Source organism: Asaia krungthepensis NRIC 0535 (assembly GCF_025995175.1).
Lineage (GTDB): Bacteria > Pseudomonadota > Alphaproteobacteria > Acetobacterales > Acetobacteraceae > Asaia > Asaia krungthepensis.
The window spans coordinates 1-19,148 of the sequence record NZ_BAPV01000017.1; the positions used below are offsets into that span (position 1 = coordinate 1).

General features: G+C 59.6%; 13 protein-coding genes and 1 tRNA gene. 10 read left to right on the top strand and 4 right to left on the bottom strand.

The features are described from left to right. The coding region (locus AA0535_RS09890) for a transposase (RefSeq protein WP_264815853.1) at window positions 1-255 on the top strand (255 nt) is incomplete at its 5' end. Window positions 256-1,313: 1,058 nt separating this feature from the next. Next, entirely contained in the window at window positions 1,314-1,748 is a 435-nt protein-coding gene (locus AA0535_RS09895) for a DUF805 domain-containing protein (protein WP_264815854.1), read from the top strand. A gap of 262 nt (window positions 1,749-2,010) precedes the next feature. Here AA0535_RS09895 and AA0535_RS09900 read toward each other — a convergent pair whose 3' ends face one another. Further along, the gene (locus AA0535_RS09900) at window positions 2,011-2,955 is read right to left on the bottom strand and encodes a 2-hydroxyacid dehydrogenase (RefSeq protein ID WP_264815855.1); all 945 of its coding nucleotides are present in this window, start codon (window positions 2,953-2,955) and stop codon (window positions 2,011-2,013) included. Continuing rightward, a complete protein-coding gene (gene uvrA, locus AA0535_RS09905) occupies window positions 2,952-5,885 on the bottom strand; it encodes an excinuclease ABC subunit UvrA (protein ID WP_264815856.1) in 2,934 nt (977 codons plus the stop codon). Before uvrA ends, AA0535_RS09900 begins: the two co-directional genes overlap by 4 nt. A 178-nt stretch (window positions 5,886-6,063) precedes the next feature. On the opposite strand from uvrA, the gene ssb reads away from it, so the two are divergent. The 7 genes from ssb to AA0535_RS09940 all read left to right on the top strand — a co-directional run bounded on the left by ssb (window position 6,064) and on the right by AA0535_RS09940 (window position 13,913). Next, window positions 6,064-6,606 carry a single-stranded DNA-binding protein gene (gene ssb / locus AA0535_RS09910; RefSeq protein ID WP_264815857.1) on the top strand — a complete coding sequence of 181 codons (543 nt, stop codon included), beginning with the start codon at window positions 6,064-6,066 and terminating at the stop codon, window positions 6,604-6,606. Window positions 6,607-6,725: 119 nt separating this feature from the next. Further along, the gene (gene gyrA, locus AA0535_RS09915) at window positions 6,726-9,506 is read left to right on the top strand and encodes a DNA gyrase subunit A (RefSeq protein ID WP_373319312.1); all 2,781 of its coding nucleotides are present in this window, start codon (window positions 6,726-6,728) and stop codon (window positions 9,504-9,506) included. Next, window positions 9,496-10,023, top strand: a complete 528-nt coding sequence (gene coaD, locus AA0535_RS09920; RefSeq protein ID WP_264815860.1) for a pantetheine-phosphate adenylyltransferase — start codon at window positions 9,496-9,498, stop codon at window positions 10,021-10,023. The genes gyrA and coaD overlap by 11 nt, the downstream gene beginning before the upstream one ends. Window positions 10,024-10,068: 45 nt before the next feature. Continuing rightward, window positions 10,069-10,542: a peptidylprolyl isomerase gene (locus tag AA0535_RS09925; protein WP_264815861.1), complete on the top strand. Its 474-nt coding sequence runs from the start codon at window positions 10,069-10,071 to the stop codon at window positions 10,540-10,542. A 120-nt stretch (window positions 10,543-10,662) separates the two neighbouring features. Then, a tRNA-Lys gene (locus AA0535_RS09930) sits at window positions 10,663-10,738 on the top strand. 230 nt (window positions 10,739-10,968) lie between these two features. After that, complete coding sequence (locus AA0535_RS09935) at window positions 10,969-12,363, top strand: hypothetical protein (protein WP_264815863.1); 1,395 nt, start codon at window positions 10,969-10,971, stop codon at window positions 12,361-12,363. Between the two features lie 152 nt (window positions 12,364-12,515). Then, a complete protein-coding gene (locus AA0535_RS09940; RefSeq protein ID WP_264815864.1) occupies window positions 12,516-13,913 on the top strand; it encodes a hypothetical protein in 1,398 nt (465 codons plus the stop codon). Between the two features lie 11 nt (window positions 13,914-13,924). On the opposite strand, the gene AA0535_RS09945 is transcribed toward AA0535_RS09940, so the two are convergent. Beyond that, window positions 13,925-14,368 carry an Lrp/AsnC ligand binding domain-containing protein gene (locus tag AA0535_RS09945; protein ID WP_456304538.1) on the bottom strand — a complete coding sequence of 148 codons (444 nt, stop codon included), beginning with the start codon at window positions 14,366-14,368 and terminating at the stop codon, window positions 13,925-13,927. Window positions 14,369-14,517: 149 nt separating this feature from the next. Here AA0535_RS09945 and putA point away from each other — a divergent pair, with 149 nt between their 5' ends. Continuing rightward, on the top strand, window positions 14,518-18,087 hold the full coding sequence (gene putA / locus AA0535_RS09950; RefSeq protein WP_264815867.1) for a bifunctional proline dehydrogenase/L-glutamate gamma-semialdehyde dehydrogenase PutA: 3,570 nt from the start codon (window positions 14,518-14,520) through the stop codon (window positions 18,085-18,087). Between the two features lie 36 nt (window positions 18,088-18,123). Here the strand turns inward: putA and AA0535_RS09955 are convergent, their stop codons facing one another. Continuing rightward, on the bottom strand, window positions 18,124-18,915 hold the full coding sequence (locus AA0535_RS09955) for an alpha/beta fold hydrolase (RefSeq protein WP_264815870.1): 792 nt from the start codon (window positions 18,913-18,915) through the stop codon (window positions 18,124-18,126). Between the last annotated feature and the right edge of the window lie 233 nt (window positions 18,916-19,148).

Consider the following 19,148-nt stretch of genomic DNA (forward strand, 5'->3'; position numbering starts at 1 on the left):
GACGGGGCTCACGACCGGCTCCAGCTGATGGACAAGGCGGCCTATCTGGACTTCGTCGTCGAGGTCATCCGACGCAGGGACGGAGCGAAGGGCTTCGAGATTCTGCCACATCGATGGGTCGTGGAGCGGACCTTTGGCTGGATGACCCGCTGGCGACGTCTCGTGCGTGACTATGAGCGTCGTATCGACGTCTCACAGGCCATGATCCTTGTCGCCATGGGCGCCAGTCTCACAGGCAGAAATGCCCATCCGTGAGTTTCCAAACAGGCTCTGAGCGGGCGAAACACTCAGGGCGCAAGCCCAGGCCTTTTACATATTGATTCGATGGAACGCTCTGGGGCCGCGCAGCGCCCGATCTCGAACCCGCAAGGATTTTATCGATGGGAGTGTCATCATAGGATCGCAGGGGGATCGTGCCAGCACGGACAGCACGAATAGCCTCTCGGGCCGAAGCGTTCTCGTCCCTTTCGATATCGTAGAGCACGACGATATCGTCAGTTTGAGATGTCGAACCCGGAAATTACTCGCCATCGGACCGGCAACTGTCTCGGTTATGATACCGACCATGAACGCGGGATACCATGATCCGACCGCAACGCGACAAGGCAGGTCCAGGTCTTCCGGTGACCGTTGCGGCGCTTGGTACTCAGCCTCACGCCTTTGGGCAGCGATCATAAGGCTGCGTCACGTTGGCCTTGACCCAGATCTGGCCAATGACGCCCTGTAGTCGGACCCGCATCATCTTTATATCGCGCCTAGAAGCGACGCTCATGCGCGTCATCAGATCTACTTTCTGACAAGGCGGAACGCATCTCTTTGACCCAACGTCGATGTGCAGGAGGCGTGATGGCGTTTTCGTATCAGTTTCATCGCCATGCTTATGGAACGGATGGCGGAACGGCTCCGTGAGAGTAACATCTACGCCCGGCAGGGATGATGGCCAGACGCCAGCCTCGTTCAGCCTCGGTTTTCGAGGAAAGAAACCCCGTACCTCAACACGACCGATCCCCGACGCGCCTTGCGCCCTGCACACATCTGATCGCCAAGGCCCTTTCAAGCAAAAGCGCCGCGGCGCTGCGTGCCAGCGCCCGCCCACCTCGCCTGCCGCATCATTCACGCGCCCTCCCCGATCCCGTAAGTGGTTTTCGGCAGGGGTGATGGCTTCGTTACAGAGCTGTCTTATTAAATCATGATCCAAGTACTTCAAAAATCAGAAAATAAGTTACAAAATCACTCGATTACGCCCAAAAAGACATAGGCGATATCTCGGAAATCAATAGTGACGAGGGAAAACCTTGCAGTACTTTACTCTCATGTTCAAACGCTGGAACGATTTTTCGGGCCGCTCATCCCGTGCAGAATTTTGGTGGGCATTCCTGATATGCATCTTGATCAATCTTGTTTGTACAATACCGAATTTCCTGATCGGTTTCGTCCCCGCCTTTCTCGATGCCTTTCACGAGGCGTCTCATACGGCGGACACGGATCCGACGAATATAGCCGGTTTCCTTGGCATCATGAGGACCGCGTCCACGGGTCTCTCTTTCTTCCTGCTGATCTTCTCGTTTGCAGCCTTCATTCCCTTCGTGTCGCTCGGGATACGTCGAATCCATGACACCGGTCACTCTGGATGGTGGATTCTCGTGCCGTATGCCAATTTGGTTTTCTTCTTGAAGAGGGGCGATCAAGCCTCGAATAGCTTTGGCGCTCCCGCTCTAGACACGGAAAGCGATTATCGCCTCGCCTAGGTCCCGCTGCATCGAAAGGCTAATTCGGTTTGAGCCTCTGCGAGGAGGCCAAGCATGCGCGAGGTGTATCGGCGGATGGATGCGTTGATGGCCGGTCTGGCCCCTTGTTGCCCTGAAAACCGTGGTACATCGCGTTTCGGAAATCGAGCTATGTTCAGTGGATAGTTGCCGTCAACCGCATTGGCCTGTGCTGACGGCATGCATGACCCAAGTGTGGTCCGCTCTGAGAGCATGCTCGACTCCTGTCGGTACCCAACAGGCTCTAATATCCAATTTCGCGCTGCACATGGGGCGGTATCACCCCCTGGTCATAAAAAGCCTGGATGTTCTGTGCTGCACGCTGAGACGCAGTTCCTGTCTGGGTCGGCGCCGTAATGTGGGGCAAAACCGTCACTTTCGGGTGCGACCAGAGCGGGTCATCCTTGGGCAGGGGTTCGCGCTCGAAAACATCCAGCACCGCATGCTTCAGATGCCCACGATCAAGCGCTCTGCTGAGCGCGCTTTGATCGATGATCGGTCCTCGGGCAAAATTGATAAGAGAGGCACCAGCCTGCATTTGTCCCAACCGCCAATCATCCAGCAGCCCACGTGTCTGAGGGGTGAGCGGAAGGAGGACGATCACAATAGCACTCTGTCGCAAGACTGCCTCAAGCCCGGATGGCCCATACTTCATTGGTATATCGGCATGCGCCCAGGGCGTCCGGCTCCACCCCATAACTGGGAACCCGTTTTCCTTGAGCCTGTGCGCTGCCGCACGGCCCAGATTACCCATCCCTAAAATTCCAATAGGCCGGTCTTGCGGCATGACAAGAGGGTGCTGATGCCAGCGCTTCTTCTCCTGTTGCTCGCGATAAGCAGGCATGTCCCGATGCAGATAGAGGGTCCACGCCAGAACGGCCTCTGACATGGTCAGGGCCAGTTGGGGGTCCGTCATGCGCACAATGCGCACACCACGCCGCGGCATCTCGTCCACCAGGCGCTCAACACCTGCCCACAGGCTCTGCACCCATTCCAGCATGGGCAGATCGGCCAGATCCGCCGGATCTGGATTGGCAACAACTGCCATACGTGCCGTCCGCCGCTCCCCATCCGTCAGATCCTCGAAGGGCATGAGACGGATATTGTTCAGAGCGGCATTGATCGCGTCCAGACTTTCCTGCCTCTCTTTCGGAGTGATCCTGCCACAGAACGGCACTACAATAGTCATGACGCACCCACCTTTTTGCGAGCCACTGGTGTGGCTTTCTTTTTCTTGACGGACGTCTCGACCGCTACCGGTCTGGAAGGGAGGAGCGGTTCGAGGAAACGCCCGGTATGACTCCCCTCAGTTGCAGCGATGACCTCAGGCGGGCCTTCAGCAACGATTCTTCCGCCACCATCGCCCCCTTCCGGCCCGATATCAATGAGCCAGTCCGCCGTCTTGATCACGTCCAGATTATGTTCGATCACAAGAACGGTATTCCCCTGATCGACCAGTGCGTGCAGCACGTCCAGTAGTTTGCGCACATCTTCTGTGTGCAGCCCTGTCGTTGGCTCATCGAGGATATAAAGTGTGCGCCCTGTCGCCCTACGCGCGAGCTCCTTCGACAGCTTCACACGCTGGGCTTCTCCTCCTGAGAGCGTCGTCGCCTGCTGGCCTAAGGTCACATAACCGAGTCCAACCTGTTGAAGGATCGCCAGCCTGTCACGAATGCGCGGGACCGCGTGAAAAAAGGGCAAAGCCTCATCTACGGTCATGGCCAGAACATCGGCAATCGACTTGCCGCGGAACTTCACATCGAGCGTCTCGCGATTATACCGCTGTCCCTTACAGGTATCGCAGGTCACGAACACGTCGGGGAGAAAGTGCATCTCGATCTTGAGAACGCCATCGCCCTGACACGCCTCGCAACGCCCCCCTTTGACGTTGAACGAAAAACGTCCCGGCTTGTAGCCACGCGCCTTGGCCTCAGGGAGTTCCGCAAACCAGTCACGTATCGGCGTGAAGAGATCCGTATAGGTCGCCGGGTTTGAACGCGGCGTCCGCCCGATCGGGGACTGATCGATGTCGATGATCTTGTCGAGATGCTCCAGCCCCTCCAATCCCCGATAGGGCAGAGGCGATTGATTTGCGCCCATCAGCTCACGAGACAGGGCCTTGTAAAGCGTATCCACAACAAGGGTCGACTTACCCCCTCCCGATACGCCGGTTACCGCGACGAAGCAGCCCAGCGGAAAGCGGGCAGTCACATCATGCAGATTATTGCCCGTTGCCCCCACCAGAGTGAGCATGCGCTTATCGTCGTAGGGCCGTCGTTTTTCCGGCACCGGGATCATGCGCCTGCCGGAGAGATAATCTCCCGTAATGCTGTTCTCGTTTTTCGCCACCTCTTCCGGACGACCGCTCGCAACCACCGTGCCACCCAGCGCCCCTGCCCCCGGCCCCATATCGATCAGCCAGTCCGCTGCACGAATGGCATCTTCATCATGCTCGACCACGATCACCGTATTTCCGAGCTTCTTCAGCCGGTCGAGCGTTCCGAGCAGTCGCTCGTTGTCGCGTTGATGAAGCCCGATCGAGGGCTCGTCGAGTACATAAAGCACACCCGTTAGCCCGGAGCCGATCTGACTGGCCAGACGAATGCGCTGGCTCTCCCCGCCTGAAAGCGTCGCAGAGCCGCGCGACAGGGTCAGATAATCGAGCCCCACATCATCCAGAAAGCGGAGGCGATCGAGAATCTCGCGCAGAATGCGCCGGGCAATTTCAGCGCGCTGCGGCGTCAGAGAGGCTTCTACCCCCCCAAACCAGTCAAGCGCGCGCCTGATCGTCAGATCTGAGGCCTGGGCGATATTAAGATGGTTGATGCGTACGCAGAGCGCTTCAGGTTTGAGACGCGCGCCGTGACAGGCATGACAGGGTACGTCAGACTGATAACGTGACATCTCCTCGCGCACCCACATGCTGTCCGTCTCGGCCAGACGGCGCTGCAGGTTCCGCATGACCCCTTCGAACGGCTTTGTCAGCTCGTAAGCGCGCTTGCCATCCTTGTAGGTAAACAGGATCGTGTCCTCGCTCCCTTCCAGCAGCGCCTTTCGAAAGCCCTCGCCCAGCTTTTTCCAGGGCGTCGTCATCTTCTCCCTGAAATGCTTCGCCATCGCCTCGAGCGTCTGGTCGTACCACGGGGTCTTGGCGTCCCGCCACGGCGCAAGAGCGCCCTCGGCAAGGGAGAGACTTTCATCGGGCACGATCAGGCGGCCGTCAAAATGCGTCTCGGTGCCAATACCGTCGCAGACCGGGCAGGCCCCCATCGGCGCATTGAACGAGAAAAGACGCGGCTCGATTTCCTCCAGTGTGAAACCGCTGACCGGGCAGGCGAACTTTGCCGAGAAGACGATGTGCTCGCTTTCGCCATCCTCTCCCGCACGGCGCACCTGCTCCGCATAGGCCACGCCATCGGCCAGGCCCAGCGCGGTTTCGAAGCTATCGGCCAGCCGGGTCTCGATACCCGGCTTGACCACGACACGATCGACCACAACTTCCACCGTATGGCGCAGCTTGCGATTCAGATGGGGTGCTTCGGCAATCTCATACGTTTCGCCATCGACCTTCACCCTCGTGAAGCCCTTACGCTGGAGCTCCGCCAGTTCCTTGCGGTACTCTCCCTTGCGATCACGGATGACAGGGGCCAGCAGCATCAGCCGCGTCCCTTCTTCCATTGCCATCACACGATCCACCATCTGACTCACCGTCTGCGCCTCGATGGGCAGGCCAGTAGCCGGCGAGTAGGGAACGCCCGCACGCGCCCAAAGCAGGCGCATATAGTCATGGATCTCGGTGATCGTCCCGACGGTCGAACGCGGGTTCTTCGACGTGGTCTTCTGCTCGATCGAAATGGCAGGTGACAGACCTTCGATGGAGTCCACATCAGGCTTGCCCATCAGTTCCAGAAACTGACGCGCATAGGCGGAGAGGCTCTCGACATACCGTCTCTGCCCCTCTGCATAGATCGTATCGAAAGCGAGAGACGACTTGCCGGAGCCCGACAGCCCTGTGATTACCGTCAGCTGGTCCCTGGGAATATCGGCGTCGATATTCTTCAGATTATGCACACGGGCACCGCGCACACGAATGGACTGGTTGTACGGCAGATCAGACATCAGCACCACGCGTCAGGAACAGGGACAGGAAAAGGGGATCAGCAAACGAGAACGTTTCGGGACCTATGTAAGATTGCCGGTCACAGGATTAAAGTCGAGCCTGACGAAGCCCCGGGCGTGACGGCGACGCGTTGCTGAGGTAGTATGGCGTGTTTTTCAGTATGTAAGGTCGGTCGCCATGGCAGGAAGTGTGAACAAGGTCATTCTGGTGGGAAATCTGGGCCGCGACCCGGAAACCCGGAATGCGCAGTCCGGCGCCAAGATCGTCAACCTCACCGTCGCTACCTCCGAAAGCTGGAACGACCGCGCCTCGGGCGAACGCAAGGAGCGCACCGAGTGGCACCGGGTCGTGATCTTCAATGAGCGTCTCGCCGATGTCGCCGAGCGTTTCCTGCGCAAGGGCCGCAAGGTCTATGTGGAAGGCCAGCTTCAGACACGGAAATGGACCGACCAGGGCGGACAGGAGCGCTATACGACCGAGATCGTTCTGGACCGTTTCCGTGGCGAGCTCACTCTGCTCGACAACAACCGTGACGGAGAATCCGGTGGGGGCATGGGCGGCGGCTATGAAAGTGGCCCGTCACGTTCCTATGGCGGCGGCAATGCCCCGGCCCGCAGCGGCGGCGGTGGCATGAACCAGCCCCCGGCCCGCAATACGGGCGGCAATTCTGGCGGCTGGGATGCACCGGGCGGCGATCTGGACGACGAAATTCCGTTCTGAGTTTTCCTGTCCGACTCTCTCCTCCCTGACCGACACAGCAACAAGACGGACCTGCCTTGACCGACCTGACGCCGCCCGCCGCCCCGACTGACCAGATCCCGGTGACCATCGAGGAGGAAATGCGCTCCTCCTATCTCGCCTATGCCATGTCGGTCATTGTGTCGCGTGCGCTCCCGGATGTGCGTGACGGCCTCAAACCGGTCCATCGCCGTATTCTCTACGCGATGCGTGAGAGCGGCTTCACTTCCGACAAGCCCTATCGCAAATCGGCCCGCGCGGTCGGTGACGTCATGGGTAAATACCATCCCCATGGCGACAGCTCGATCTACGACGCCATGGTGCGTATGGCCCAGTCCTGGTCCATGCGCGTCCGTCTCATCGATGGTCAGGGCAATTTCGGCTCTGTCGATGGCGATAGCCCAGCCGCCATGCGCTATACAGAAGCGCGCCTAGCCAAATCGGCGTCCTTCCTGCTCGACGATATCGACCGCGACACGGTCGATTTTCAGCCGAACTACGATGAAAGCGAGAGCGAACCCAAGGTTCTCCCCGCCGCCTTCCCCAATCTTCTGGTCAATGGCGCCTCCGGCATCGCCGTGGGCATGGCGACCAACATCCCAACGCACAACCCTGGCGAAGTCATCGACGCGACGCTCGCCCTGATCGAAAACCCCGAAGCCACGCTCGATGATCTGATGAAGATCATCCCCGGCCCGGATTTCCCGACGGGCGGCATCATCATGGGCCGACGCGGCATCCGCCAGGCCTTCGAGACAGGTCGCGGTTCCGTACCCATGCGCGCGCGCGCCGAGATCGAGGATATCCGCAAGGACCGTCAGGCGATCATCGTCACCGAAATTCCCTATCAGGTGAACAAGGCGACATTGCAGGAAAAGATCGCCGATCTCGTTCGCGCCAAGGAAATCGAGGGTATTTCCGACATACGCGATGAGAGCGATCGCTCCGGCATGCGTATCGTGATCGAGCTCAAGCGCGACGCAACCCCTGAAGTCGTGCTGAACCAGCTCTATCGCTTCACCCAGCTTCAGACCTCCTTCAGCGTCAACTGCCTTGCCCTTGATGACGGCAAGCCCCGCACCATGGGGCTTAAGGATGTTCTGGAAGCCTTCATCCGCTTCCGCGAAGACGTCATCCTGCGCCGGTCGCGTTTTGACCTGAACAAGGTTCGCGATCGCGGCCATCTTCTTGTCGGCCTCGTGATCGCGGTCGCCAATATCGATGAAGTCATCGCGCTTATCCGAAGCGCCCCCGATGCGGCCACAGCACGCGAATCCCTCATGGCCCGCGCCTGGAATGCCGCCGATGTGCAGCCCCTTATCGAGCTGATCCACGATGAGGGCAATGTCATCATTGATGGCAAGGTTCATCTGACTGAAGTCCAGGCCCGCGGCATTCTGGAACTGCGTCTGCAGCGCCTGACCGGTCTGGAACGTGACAAGATCCAGGGCGAGCTGAGCGAGGTCGCCACCAAGATCAACGAACTGCTTGAAATCATCGGCAGCCATGTTCGCCGCATGGAGGTCATGCGTCACGAGCTGCTTCTGGCCCGCGCCGAAATCGCCACCCCGCGCATGACCGAGATCTCGGACGCGCTGGGCGACCAGTCGGATGAAAGCCTTATCGAACCCGGCCAGATGGTCGTCACCATCACGCGTGACGGTTTCATCAAGCGTACCCCGCTTGAAATCTTCCGCGCCCAGAACCGGGGTGGTCGTGGCCGCACGGCAGCAGGGCGGCGTGGTGACGATGTCATCGTCAACAGCTTCAACGCCCATACCCATCAATGGGTCATGTTCTTCTCCTCTGGCGGCAAAGCCTATCGCGAGAAGGTCTGGCGCCTGCCGGAAGCCTCACCCACCGCCAAGGGACGCGCTCTGGTCAATCTCCTGCCCGACCTCGGCACGGACTCGATCACGGCCATTCTCGCTCTGCCGCAGGAAGAGGAGCAGTGGGAAGACCTGCACCTCGTCTTCGCGACGGCCAGCGGCAATGTCCGACGCAATCGCCTGAGCGACTTCAAGAACATTCGCGCCTCCGGCCTGATCGCCATGAAGCTCGATGAGGGCGACAGCCTCGTAGGTGTCGCCACCTGCCGCGAGGGTCAGGATGTGTTCCTTGCCACACGCAAGGCCCGTTCCATCCGCTTCCAGATCACCGATGATACGCTGCGCGTCTTCGCCGGGCGCGACAGCTCGGGCGTACGCGGTATCCGCCTCGCCACTGGCGATGAGGTTAATTCGCTCTGCATCCTCAACCATGTCGATGCCAGCGTTGAGGAACGCTCCGCTTATCTGCGTGCGGCCAACGCCAAACGCCGCGCCGAAGCTGCGGCCAATGCCTCAGGCACCGAGGAAGAGGTCGAGGAGATCGCCTCTGACGATGCCGATGAAGCCGTCGATGCCGGCGATCTGACGCAGGAGCGCTTCGACGAGCTCGCCGCGCAGGAAGAGATCCTGCTCACCGTCACCGATGCCGGCTTCGGCCGTCGCTCCTCGGCATACGAATATCGGGTCAGCGGCCGCGGTGGCCAGGGCATAGCCAACATGACCCTCACCAATCCCAAGCGCGGTCGCGAGGTCGTTGCGACCCTGCCTACGCTTGATGGGACCGACGTCATGATGGTGACCGATGTCGGACGTCTCATTCGCGTCCCCGTCTCGCAGGTGCGCGTCATGGCCCGTCAGGCCAGCGGCGTCACGCTGTTCCGTGTCGGCGCTGAAGAGCGCGTGACGAGCATCTTCCCGGTTGCGGAATCCGAAGGCACCGAGGCCGATGACGCCGAGACTTCGCTTGAGGAATCAGACGCCATCGCGACGGCCTCCCCCGAAGCCCCCGAGGTCCCTGAAAGCCCAGCCGCACCTGAAGACAGTGCAGGCTGAGTCCTCGCCCGGCGGCAAACGTGTCGGGTTCTATCCCGGCACGTTCGACCCTTTCACAATCGGTCATCGCGACATCACGCTCCGTGCGATGGCCCAGTTCGATGAACTGATCATCGGCGTTGCACTCAGCGCTGCCAAGCGCCCATTGCTCTCGCTCGACGAACGATGCAGCGCCATCGAACAGACGCTTCTGCCTCTGTGCCCTACGGGCAAGACCTTGCGGGTGGTCGGCTTCGACACGCTTATGATCGAGGCCGCGCGCAAGGAAGGCGCCCATTGCGTCATTCGCGGTCTGCGCTCATCGGTCGATTTCGAAACCGAGAGTCAGATGGCGGCCATCAATCGACAACTCGCTCCCGAGCTCGAAACGATGTTCCTGACTGCCCGCGAAGAACACCGGCTTGTCGCCTCGCGCATCGTACGCGAGCTCCTGGCCTTCGGCGGGGATATAAACCCCTACGTTCCCGCGAATATCGCCCGTCTTCTCTTGTCGAAAGCGGGAAAGAGGCCGACATAGGCCGCGTGGCCTTTCCAGGCTCCGCAAACACAAGGATAGAAGTCAATGTCCGAGACCAATAACCGCCTCGTCATGAAGCTCAAGACCGGCGATGTCGTGATCGAACTCCGTCCCGACCTCGCCCCCCTGGCTTCAGAGCGCCTGCGCACCCTTTCCGAGCAGGGCTTTTATGACGGCGTGAAGTTCCATCGCGTCATCGAGGGCTTCATGGCACAGGGCGGCGATCCGACCGGTACCGGTTCGGGCGGCAGCGACCTGCCCGACCTGAAGGCCGAATTCACCCGTGAAGCGAAGTTCGAGCGTGGTACGCTGGGTATGGCCCGCACGATGAACCCGAACTCGGCCAACAGCCAGTTCTTCATCATGTTCCAGCCCACCCCCTCTCTTGACGGCCAGTACACCATTGCCGGCCAGGTTGTGTCGGGCATGGAGCATATCGACCAGGTCAAGCGCGGTGCCGGTGCATCCGGCATGGTCAAGGACCCGGACACCATCATCTCCATGCGTCCTGAAGCCTAATTGGCACTGCCCGGCCATAAACCGGGCAATCACGCAGGGTCAGACCCTGTCGAAAACCGGCTGAACCCGATTCAGTCGGTTGACGGCCTCTGGCGCTTCCTGTAGCCAGTCGCCTCAAGTGAACCGGTAGCTCAGCCGGTAGAGCATTCGACTTTTAATCGAATGGTCGTGGGTTCGAGTCCCACCCGGTTCACCACTCCCCAAAAAACAGTATGATCGGCAGAACGCCCCATCGCGGCGGCTATGGATGCCTTGTGCCCCACGAGGCTGCGTTTCTTGCGCCTTAAGAGAGCCCAACGACGCGTGACAATTGCGTCACATCTTCACCGGCCTCATCGGATGATCCTATAATCTCAATACTCTGAGCGGCGCACTGGGTATATACTGTCGGAAAATCAACGAGAACTCCCTTATGGAGCCATTGTCGTGCGTTATCTCCCGCATATTATTCCGCTGTTGACTCTATTTCTTTGGAGCTCAGCTGATTACACAGCCGCTGCTACGCCTCTCCCTCAAGGGCCTGCTATTCTGGGTTTCGATCGAGATCTGATCTTCCGGGATAATCAGACGAACATCGCCCATATCAGCGTTCGAGACAGCTATGGAATCAACGATGCGATGGAAGCGGGCGACAGATCCCGCCTCGAAAGCCTTCGTGCGGTGGTGGCTTCAGCGGAAAATGCCCCTCCGCTACGCAAGATGATGATCGCGCTATGTGATGCCTCCATTGCGCGCGTAGACGGTGATTTCGCTCATTCATCGAATATCATTCTGCAGGCACTCCACGAGGGAGGGAAGTTCGGTGATCTTTCCCAGACGATCAATCCCATCCAGATCATGCTGCGTGCCATCCATATCGGCAACCTGATGTTGATGGGCCGCGTCCGTGACTGGGCAGAAGAAACAGAGCATCTTCAGTCCGGCTTCTATGCGCCAGTCAGAGCCTTCTACAACATACCCGACCTCGAATTCCGGAATATCGACTTCCTCAAGCTCTCCGTACCGGCTCGTGCGATTCCTGAGTCAAAACTCAACGGGCCGCCCTCGGATGTCATCGATCTGGATCCGTCCGAAACCCAGTTCGACGACCAAATCTCAATCTCTGCAAAGGCAACCGTGCTGATTGACAACGTGCCAGCGACAGCCACCTTCGGCACCGCGACCGTCATCGGTTCCATCCCGATCTCCTTGCAACGGGACCATCGCTGGCCTGTCATTGGCCGGTTGGCTGGAAGCAAGGATTCCTCGCCCGACCCGCGCACGGAAGCGGTCGTCCTCATCCCGTCCATCAAGATTGGTCAGACTGTCCTGACGAACCAGATCATGACAGTAACGCGTTCAGACACGGTTCTGATTGGCTTGCAACAACTGAGCCGTCTCCGTCATCTGACGATGACCAACCGTCGCCTCAGCTTCGGCGCCTCAGCGCCAATCTCATGCAATCTGCGGCCTGTTGTCAGCAGCTTCAGGTCCGGGGTCAGCATGTATCTCCTGTTCCCCGTGTCCTATTCACGAGGCGATACCCAGGCAATCATCGGAACAGAAGACAATGCTCCCGATCTTCTGACGGTCAATATCGCCAGCTTTTCCGGCAATATGGCGCATCGCAGCAGAACAGAATATCTCGGCACGGCCTATGGCCAGCGCGCCCACGAGACATTCACTCAAAGTGATACCATCGAGATCGCGGGGAAGAGTCTGCGCTCCAGCGTGAGATACCAGATCGGCAACCCATCCGACCTGCCTGTCATCTCGATGGCGGCGCTCAAGACACTGAGCTTTTCCTTCGACCTGCCTGAGAGCATGGCCTGCCTGCGCTGAGCAACCAGGGTGCCTCACCTGTCCCTCGTAGAGGCAGAAAGTCTCCTCCGGAAGACAGGTGGAGCCAGAAATACCGGGAGTGGCCGACATCCTGCTCTCCCGCACTGCGGTCCGCGTCACTTTTGAGTCAAAACGGGTTCCGAAACATGCGCTTGTCTCGACTGCTCCTTCTCGCAACCCTGGTCGCAGCAATTTTTCTCTCTGCGGCTTACCCCGCCCATGCTGACCACTCCTCATCAGAAACGCCAACAGGGACGGTCCATTTCTTCGAGACAGACCTGCTGAACATCGACAAACGAGGGAGAACGACGCTCGCCGCGAGCGATACCCGGGGCATTCTCTCCGCCCTCGAAGCGGGGGATACCAGCCGACTGGTCACGATAAGAAATTCCCTCGAAAGAGCCCCCGGTCCTGAACCAGCCTTCAATGTGATGCTGCTCGCCCTATGTGATGCCGCCATGGCCCGGACTCAGGGTGACCTCTTCCACGCCGATCACATCATTCAGGAAGCCCTGCGCCGCGCAGCCCCATGGAGTAACCCGGCCCAGAGCGTCAATCCGTTCAATTTCATGCTGGCCACGTTCCTGACCGGCGACCTTCTTCTCGAGAATCGCCTCCCCGAATGGGCAGGTGGAAAACACTTCATTGATCGCGCTTTTCGCGCGCCCCTCGTCGCCTTTTACGACAAACCCGACCTTGTCCTCACAGACCTCGATCAAGTCACCCTTACAGTTCCGGAATCAGGCGTGCTCCCGATCAACGTCAAAGGGCCACGCAGCGATGAGGTCTCCTTCAATCCGTTCCAGACGCTCGTCGGGGGTGTGACAACGGCGACGGCGGGCACTCTAATCGATCTGGACGGAAGCCAGGTGCATGCGGTCATCAATACAGGCAGTGTCCTGGGGGCAGTACCCCAGGCTTTGCAGCGCAGCCATCATTGGCCGGTGGTTGGCACTGTCTCATCACTGCGCGACGACACAATACAGGCCGAAAAGGCCGATCTTGTGCAGGTCCCGAGCCTGACGCTCGGTCATACGATCTTTCGCAATCAGCTCATGATCGTTGCTAAAACCAGCCATGTCGTCATTGGCCTTCAGTCCCTCGGCGTCCTGAACCATGTCGTCATGACGGATCACGGCATGAGTTTCGGCCCGGACGCTCCGTTTTCCTGCCATCGTCATGCTGCCCTGCAATCGGATATCGGGGGGCTCGATGCCGCGTTCCTCCTCCCTGTCTCCTATGACGGCCAGCGTCATATGGCTGCACTGATGACAGGCGATAATTCCCCTGAGCCGCTGGTAATCCAGCGCCCCACGCTCGCTGCTCAGGCCGGGATGAAGGCCAAACAGAAATTCGAAACCGGTACCGGTATGATCAGTGAAAACGCAGTTCTGCGTCGCACTACCCTGCGCCTGGACCATCACAATGTGCAGGCCCACATACGCTATAGGGTCGGGGATTCCACAAAGCCTCCCATCCTGACGATGTCCGCTCTCGAGGGCGCGAAGCTCTCTTTTGACCTGCATCAGGGCGTTGCGTGTCTGGACTGACGGCACTGCCCTCAAATCGGCAGTTCTAGATCTGCCTTTACCTCTTCCATAACCGTGTAGGTATGCGTCTGTCTCACGCCGGGCAGACGCGTCAGGGTTTTGCCCAAAAACGCCCGATAGGCGCTCATGTCCCGTACGCGCGCCTTGACCAGATAATCGAATCCGCCCGCCACCATGTAGCATTCGCTCACCTGAGGGATGGCACGCACTGCCTTGGCGAAGGAGTCGAAGATATCGGCGCTCGTCCGGTCCAGCGTCACCTGCACGAAAACGAGCAGACCAAGATTGACCGTCTCCGGCTCCAGCCGCGCCATATATCCTTGTATCACCGCGGCCTGCTCGAGTTTCCGCACTCTCTCGAGCGTTGCTGCAGGGCTCAGATGGATCATGCGAGACAGCTCGACATTCGTAATCCGCCCATCCTTCTGCAGGATTCTCAGTATCCTGCGGTCCATCTCATCCAGCATCATGGCATCACCAAACTCTAATTCGCCCGCTCACCGAAAGACAGAACAATAAACGGCGTAAGCATCAATCTTCCATAGCTCATTTGGCTGAAACCACCATAAGGGATCATAAACAACCAGCAACGATATGGCCTCGCATGACCGCTCCTTTTTCTGCCTTCCGCGTGATCGTCCCTGAACGCTCCCCCCTGCGTCAGGCCATCACCGACCATACGCGCGCGCCGGAAGACGCCCGCGTGGCGCAACTAGCGGGTGAGGCCACGCTCGCTCCCGCACAGGCAGAAACCGCCCGCGTGACGGCACGTGCCCTGGTCGAGACCCTTCGTCGCAACGGCACACCGGGCCTCGTTCAAGGCCTGATCCAGGAATATGATCTATCCTCGCAGGAGGGCGTGGCGTTGATGTGCCTCGCCGAAGCCCTTCTGCGCATTCCCGATATCGCCACACGCGATGCCCTCATCCGGGACAAGATCGCAACCGGCAACTGGCACGGCCATATCAGCCGCAGCACGCCGCTTTTCGTCAATGCGGCCACATGGGGTCTGATCGTTTCGGGCGGCTTCCTCTCCAGCACCCAAACAAGCCGCCTCCCGAAAACGCTCGATAACCTGCTCAAGCGATGCGGCGAGCCTGTCATTCGTCGTGGCGTAGACATGGCCATGCGTCTCATGGGCGAGCAATTCGTCACCGGCCAGACAATCGATGAGGCTTTGAAAAACGGCCGTAAGCTTGAGGAGAGAGGCTTCCGCTACTCCTACGATATGCTGGGTGAAGCCGCGATGACGGCTGAGGACGCCGAGCGCTATTACCGGGACTACGAAAACGCCATCCATGCGATTGGCAAGGCCGCAGGCCGGCAGGGCGTCTATCGCGGGCCAGGCATTTCCATCAAGCTCTCAGCCCTTCATCCCCGTTATGCCCGCCTGCAGCGCGAGCGCGTGCTGACCGAACTTCTGCCCCGCGTCACCCAGCTTGCCCATCTCGCCTGCTCCTATGATATCGGCTTCAATATCGATGCTGAAGAAGCGGATCGTCTCGAGCTCTCGCTGGATCTTCTTGAAGCCCTGTGTTTCGACGAATCGCTCAAAGACTGGAAAGGCATCGGGTTCGTGGTGCAGGCCTATCAGAAGCGGGCGCCCTTCGTGCTGGACTGGATCATCGATCTCGCCAGACGTAGCCAGCACCGCCTGATGGTCCGCCTCGTCAAAGGCGCCTACTGGGACAGCGAGATCAAGCGCGCCCAGAGTGACGGCCAGAGCGACTTCCCCGTCTACACCCGCAAGCTGCATACCGATATCGCCTATATTGCCTGTGCGAAAAAACTGTTGGACGCGCCGGACGCCATTTTTCCTCAATTTGCGACCCATAACGCCCAGACCCTGGCCAGCATTCACGCCTATGCAGGCTCCGAATTCTCCGTCGAGCGCTATGAGTTCCAGTGTCTGCACGGTATGGGCGAGGGGCTCTATAACGAGGTCGTCGGCCCGAAAAAACTCGACCGACCCGTACGCATTTACGCACCGGTCGGCACGCATGAAACGCTGCTGGCCTATCTGGTCCGCCGCCTTCTCGAAAACGGTGCGAATTCGTCGTTCATCAATCGCATCCAGGATGAAACAATCTCCGTGGATGAGTTGAGCACCGACCCGGTTACCCTCGCACGGGCAACGCCACCCGCCTATACCGTACCGCTCCCCCCCGCACTTTACGGCAACGAGCGGTTGAATTCGCGTGGTCTCGACCTCTCCGACGAAAACACGCTGCGCCGACTCGCGCAGGTCTTCCTGGCCCCCAACCCGCATCTGACGAGCACACAGGGAACGCCTGTCCGCAATCCCGCCAATCGAGACGATATCGTCGGGCATATAGGCTTTATGGGTACGGCCGACATCGAAAGCGCCATCCAGCAAGCGCAAGCCGCTTTCCCGCTGTGGCGCGATACACCGGCTACACAGCGCGCAGAGCATCTCGAGAGAACAGCAGAACTTCTGGAGGCCGATATGCCTCGCCTCATGGCGCTTATCATGCGCGAGGCGGGCAAGACACTCGCCAATGCCGTGGCCGAAATACGCGAGGCTGTCGATTTCCTTCGCTATTACGCGGCGCAGGCACGCGGCGCGCTGCAAGATGCAACGCCTCTCGGTCCGGTCGCCTGCATCAGCCCCTGGAATTTCCCCCTGGCTATTTTCCTCGGTCAGGTATCGGCCGCCCTTGCCGTGGGCAACACCGTGCTCGCCAAACCTGCGGAAGAAACGCCCCTCATTGCCCGCGAGGCCATCTGCCTCCTGCATGAGGCCGGCATTCCGCAAAACGCGGTTCATCTCATCCCGGGCGAAGGCGCAGCTGGCGCGCAGCTCGTCGGCGATTCACGCATCACCGCCGTGCTCTTTACCGGCTCCACCAACGTTGCTCGTTTGATTCAGAAACAGCTGGCGGGTCGTCTGAACAGCGATCTGACCCCTGTGCCGTTCATCGCTGAAACCGGCGGTCAGAATGCCCTCATCGTTGATAGCTCAGCCCTGACAGAGCAGGTCGTCGCCGACGTACTGGCTTCTGCCTTCGATAGTGCGGGCCAGCGCTGCAGCGCCCTGCGCCTGCTCTGCGTGCAGGAGGAAAGCGCGGATCGCGTGGTCACCATGCTCCAGGGAGCAATGCGAGAGTTGCGAACAGGCACGCCCGAACGCCCCGAAACCGATGTCGGACCGGTCATCAGCGCCGAGGCCCAGACCATGATTGCGGATCATATCGCAACGCTCGCCACTCAGGGTCATCGCGTCTATCAGACCTCCCTCGCGCCTGAGGCGCAGTCCGGCACCTTCATTCCCCCGACCCTGATCGAGATCAGCGCAATATCCGACCTCAAGAAGGAAGTGTTCGGTCCTGTCCTGCATGTTCTGCGCTACCGCCGCGAGGATATCTCGCAGGTTATGAAGGCCATCAATGCGACAGGCTACGCCCTCACCTTCGGCGTTCATTCGCGCATCGATGACACGATCGAAACCCTCAAGGCCCAGAGCCATGCGGGCAATATCTATATCAATCGCAATCTCGTGGGTGCGGTTGTCGGCGTACAGCCCTTCGGTGGCCACGGACTTTCCGGCACGGGTCCCAAGGCGGGCGGCCCACTCTATTTGCGTCGCCTGCTCGCCCAGCGCCCGGCTCTTCCTGCCGAGTACACAACCACCCTCCCGAGCAATGCCCTACTCTTCGCTGACTGGGTGGCAACAAGCCTTCCCGAGACCGTGCTTCCTGCTCCCGACGCCACCTTGCTTGGCCTTTTTCTCTCCCTGACCGGACCGGTAGGCGAGACAAATATCTATGATCTGGCTCCCAGAGGAACGGTGCTCTGCGCCGGCCCCACGACCCATGATCTCTGCGCACAGATCATGGCGGGACTCGCCACTGGCAATCGCTGTGCCGTACCGGATCAGCTCCTGTCCGGACTTCCCGAATTACCGCCCGGATTTGGCGCTCTGATCGTCAAAGCGGAGAGTGTCGAAACACTCGACGTCGCCCTGGCAAACGGAGATGAGGCATTCCGCCGTGCGCTCGGCGCTGAACTTGCCGCACGTCCCGGTCAGATCGTCTCCCTGCATGCACCCGACATGTCAGGCCACTACCCGCTGGAATGGCTTGTGCTGGAATATGCTTGCAGCACAAACACGACCGCCGCTGGCGGAAACGCCGCCCTGATGGCGCGCGTCTAATACCGATATCGCCGGAGCCAGGCGCTCCGGCGATGTTCAGACGGACTCAGCGATTAAATCGGCAACCTTTTCCGGGTACACGACCTCTGCATCATGCGGCACCGCCTCAGAGCGATAATGCCAATCGCTCCGGGACCGCGCATAGGCGCGGCTGGGTTCTATCGATGCCAAAGCCGGATTTTCATAAGCAATATAGGTCACCGGCAATCCATGACCCGGTCGATGGCTCAGCCGAGCCGGGGTCTCATAGGTCCCAACCGGGTGAGGCCGCAAATGGGCGTAGAACCAGCCCTTGCGTTCAGGATCAGGGAAGGAAATGGCAGATTCGGGCGGAACAGGAAATGCAACGTCAGCACCTTTCGTATGGGCTCGCTCGCGCCGTATGTCAGCCATGCCGGCAGGCAAGATATCGAAAGCCGTCTTCCCGTCCTGCGCCACCAAGGCATCGAGATAGATCAACCTGCTCACACGCTCTTTCAGCCTGTCGGCCACGCAGGTGACCACCATGCCGCCATAGGAATGCCCGACGAGCACGACATCCTCCAGGTCCAGCATGTCGATCGTGGCGATGACGTCCTGTATATGCGTCTCGAGCGTGATCTCATGGGAGAGGAGATGGGCCCGATCCCCCGTGCCGGTCAGTGTCGGAGTAATCACGTCGAACCCACTCGCTGTGAGCAATGGTGCGACGAAGCGCCAGACCCATCCGCCGCAATTCAATCCATGGACGAGCACGACCGGTCGGTGCATTGGTGTTCCTTCGGCGGCGGAAATTCCCCCGAGTGCGGCGGCTATAGGGAGTCCTGTCAGGATCTCACGACGCTGCATCCTACGACTCCCTGCTTCGACAGAGACGTCATCTTCTCATGACATATTCAGCTTGCTCAAGAGAGCGTCGTTACATCTGCCAGTCTTGTGATGCCTGCGCGCTCTTTCTAACCCTTTGTGAGTGGTTTGCGTCGAGGCCAACCTATGCGGCTCATGCCACGCCGCTATGCAGGTGTACCCCTGTGCGCGTTCCATGTGCAGGGTGAGCGCTGAGCACTACGCTGCTGCTGAGC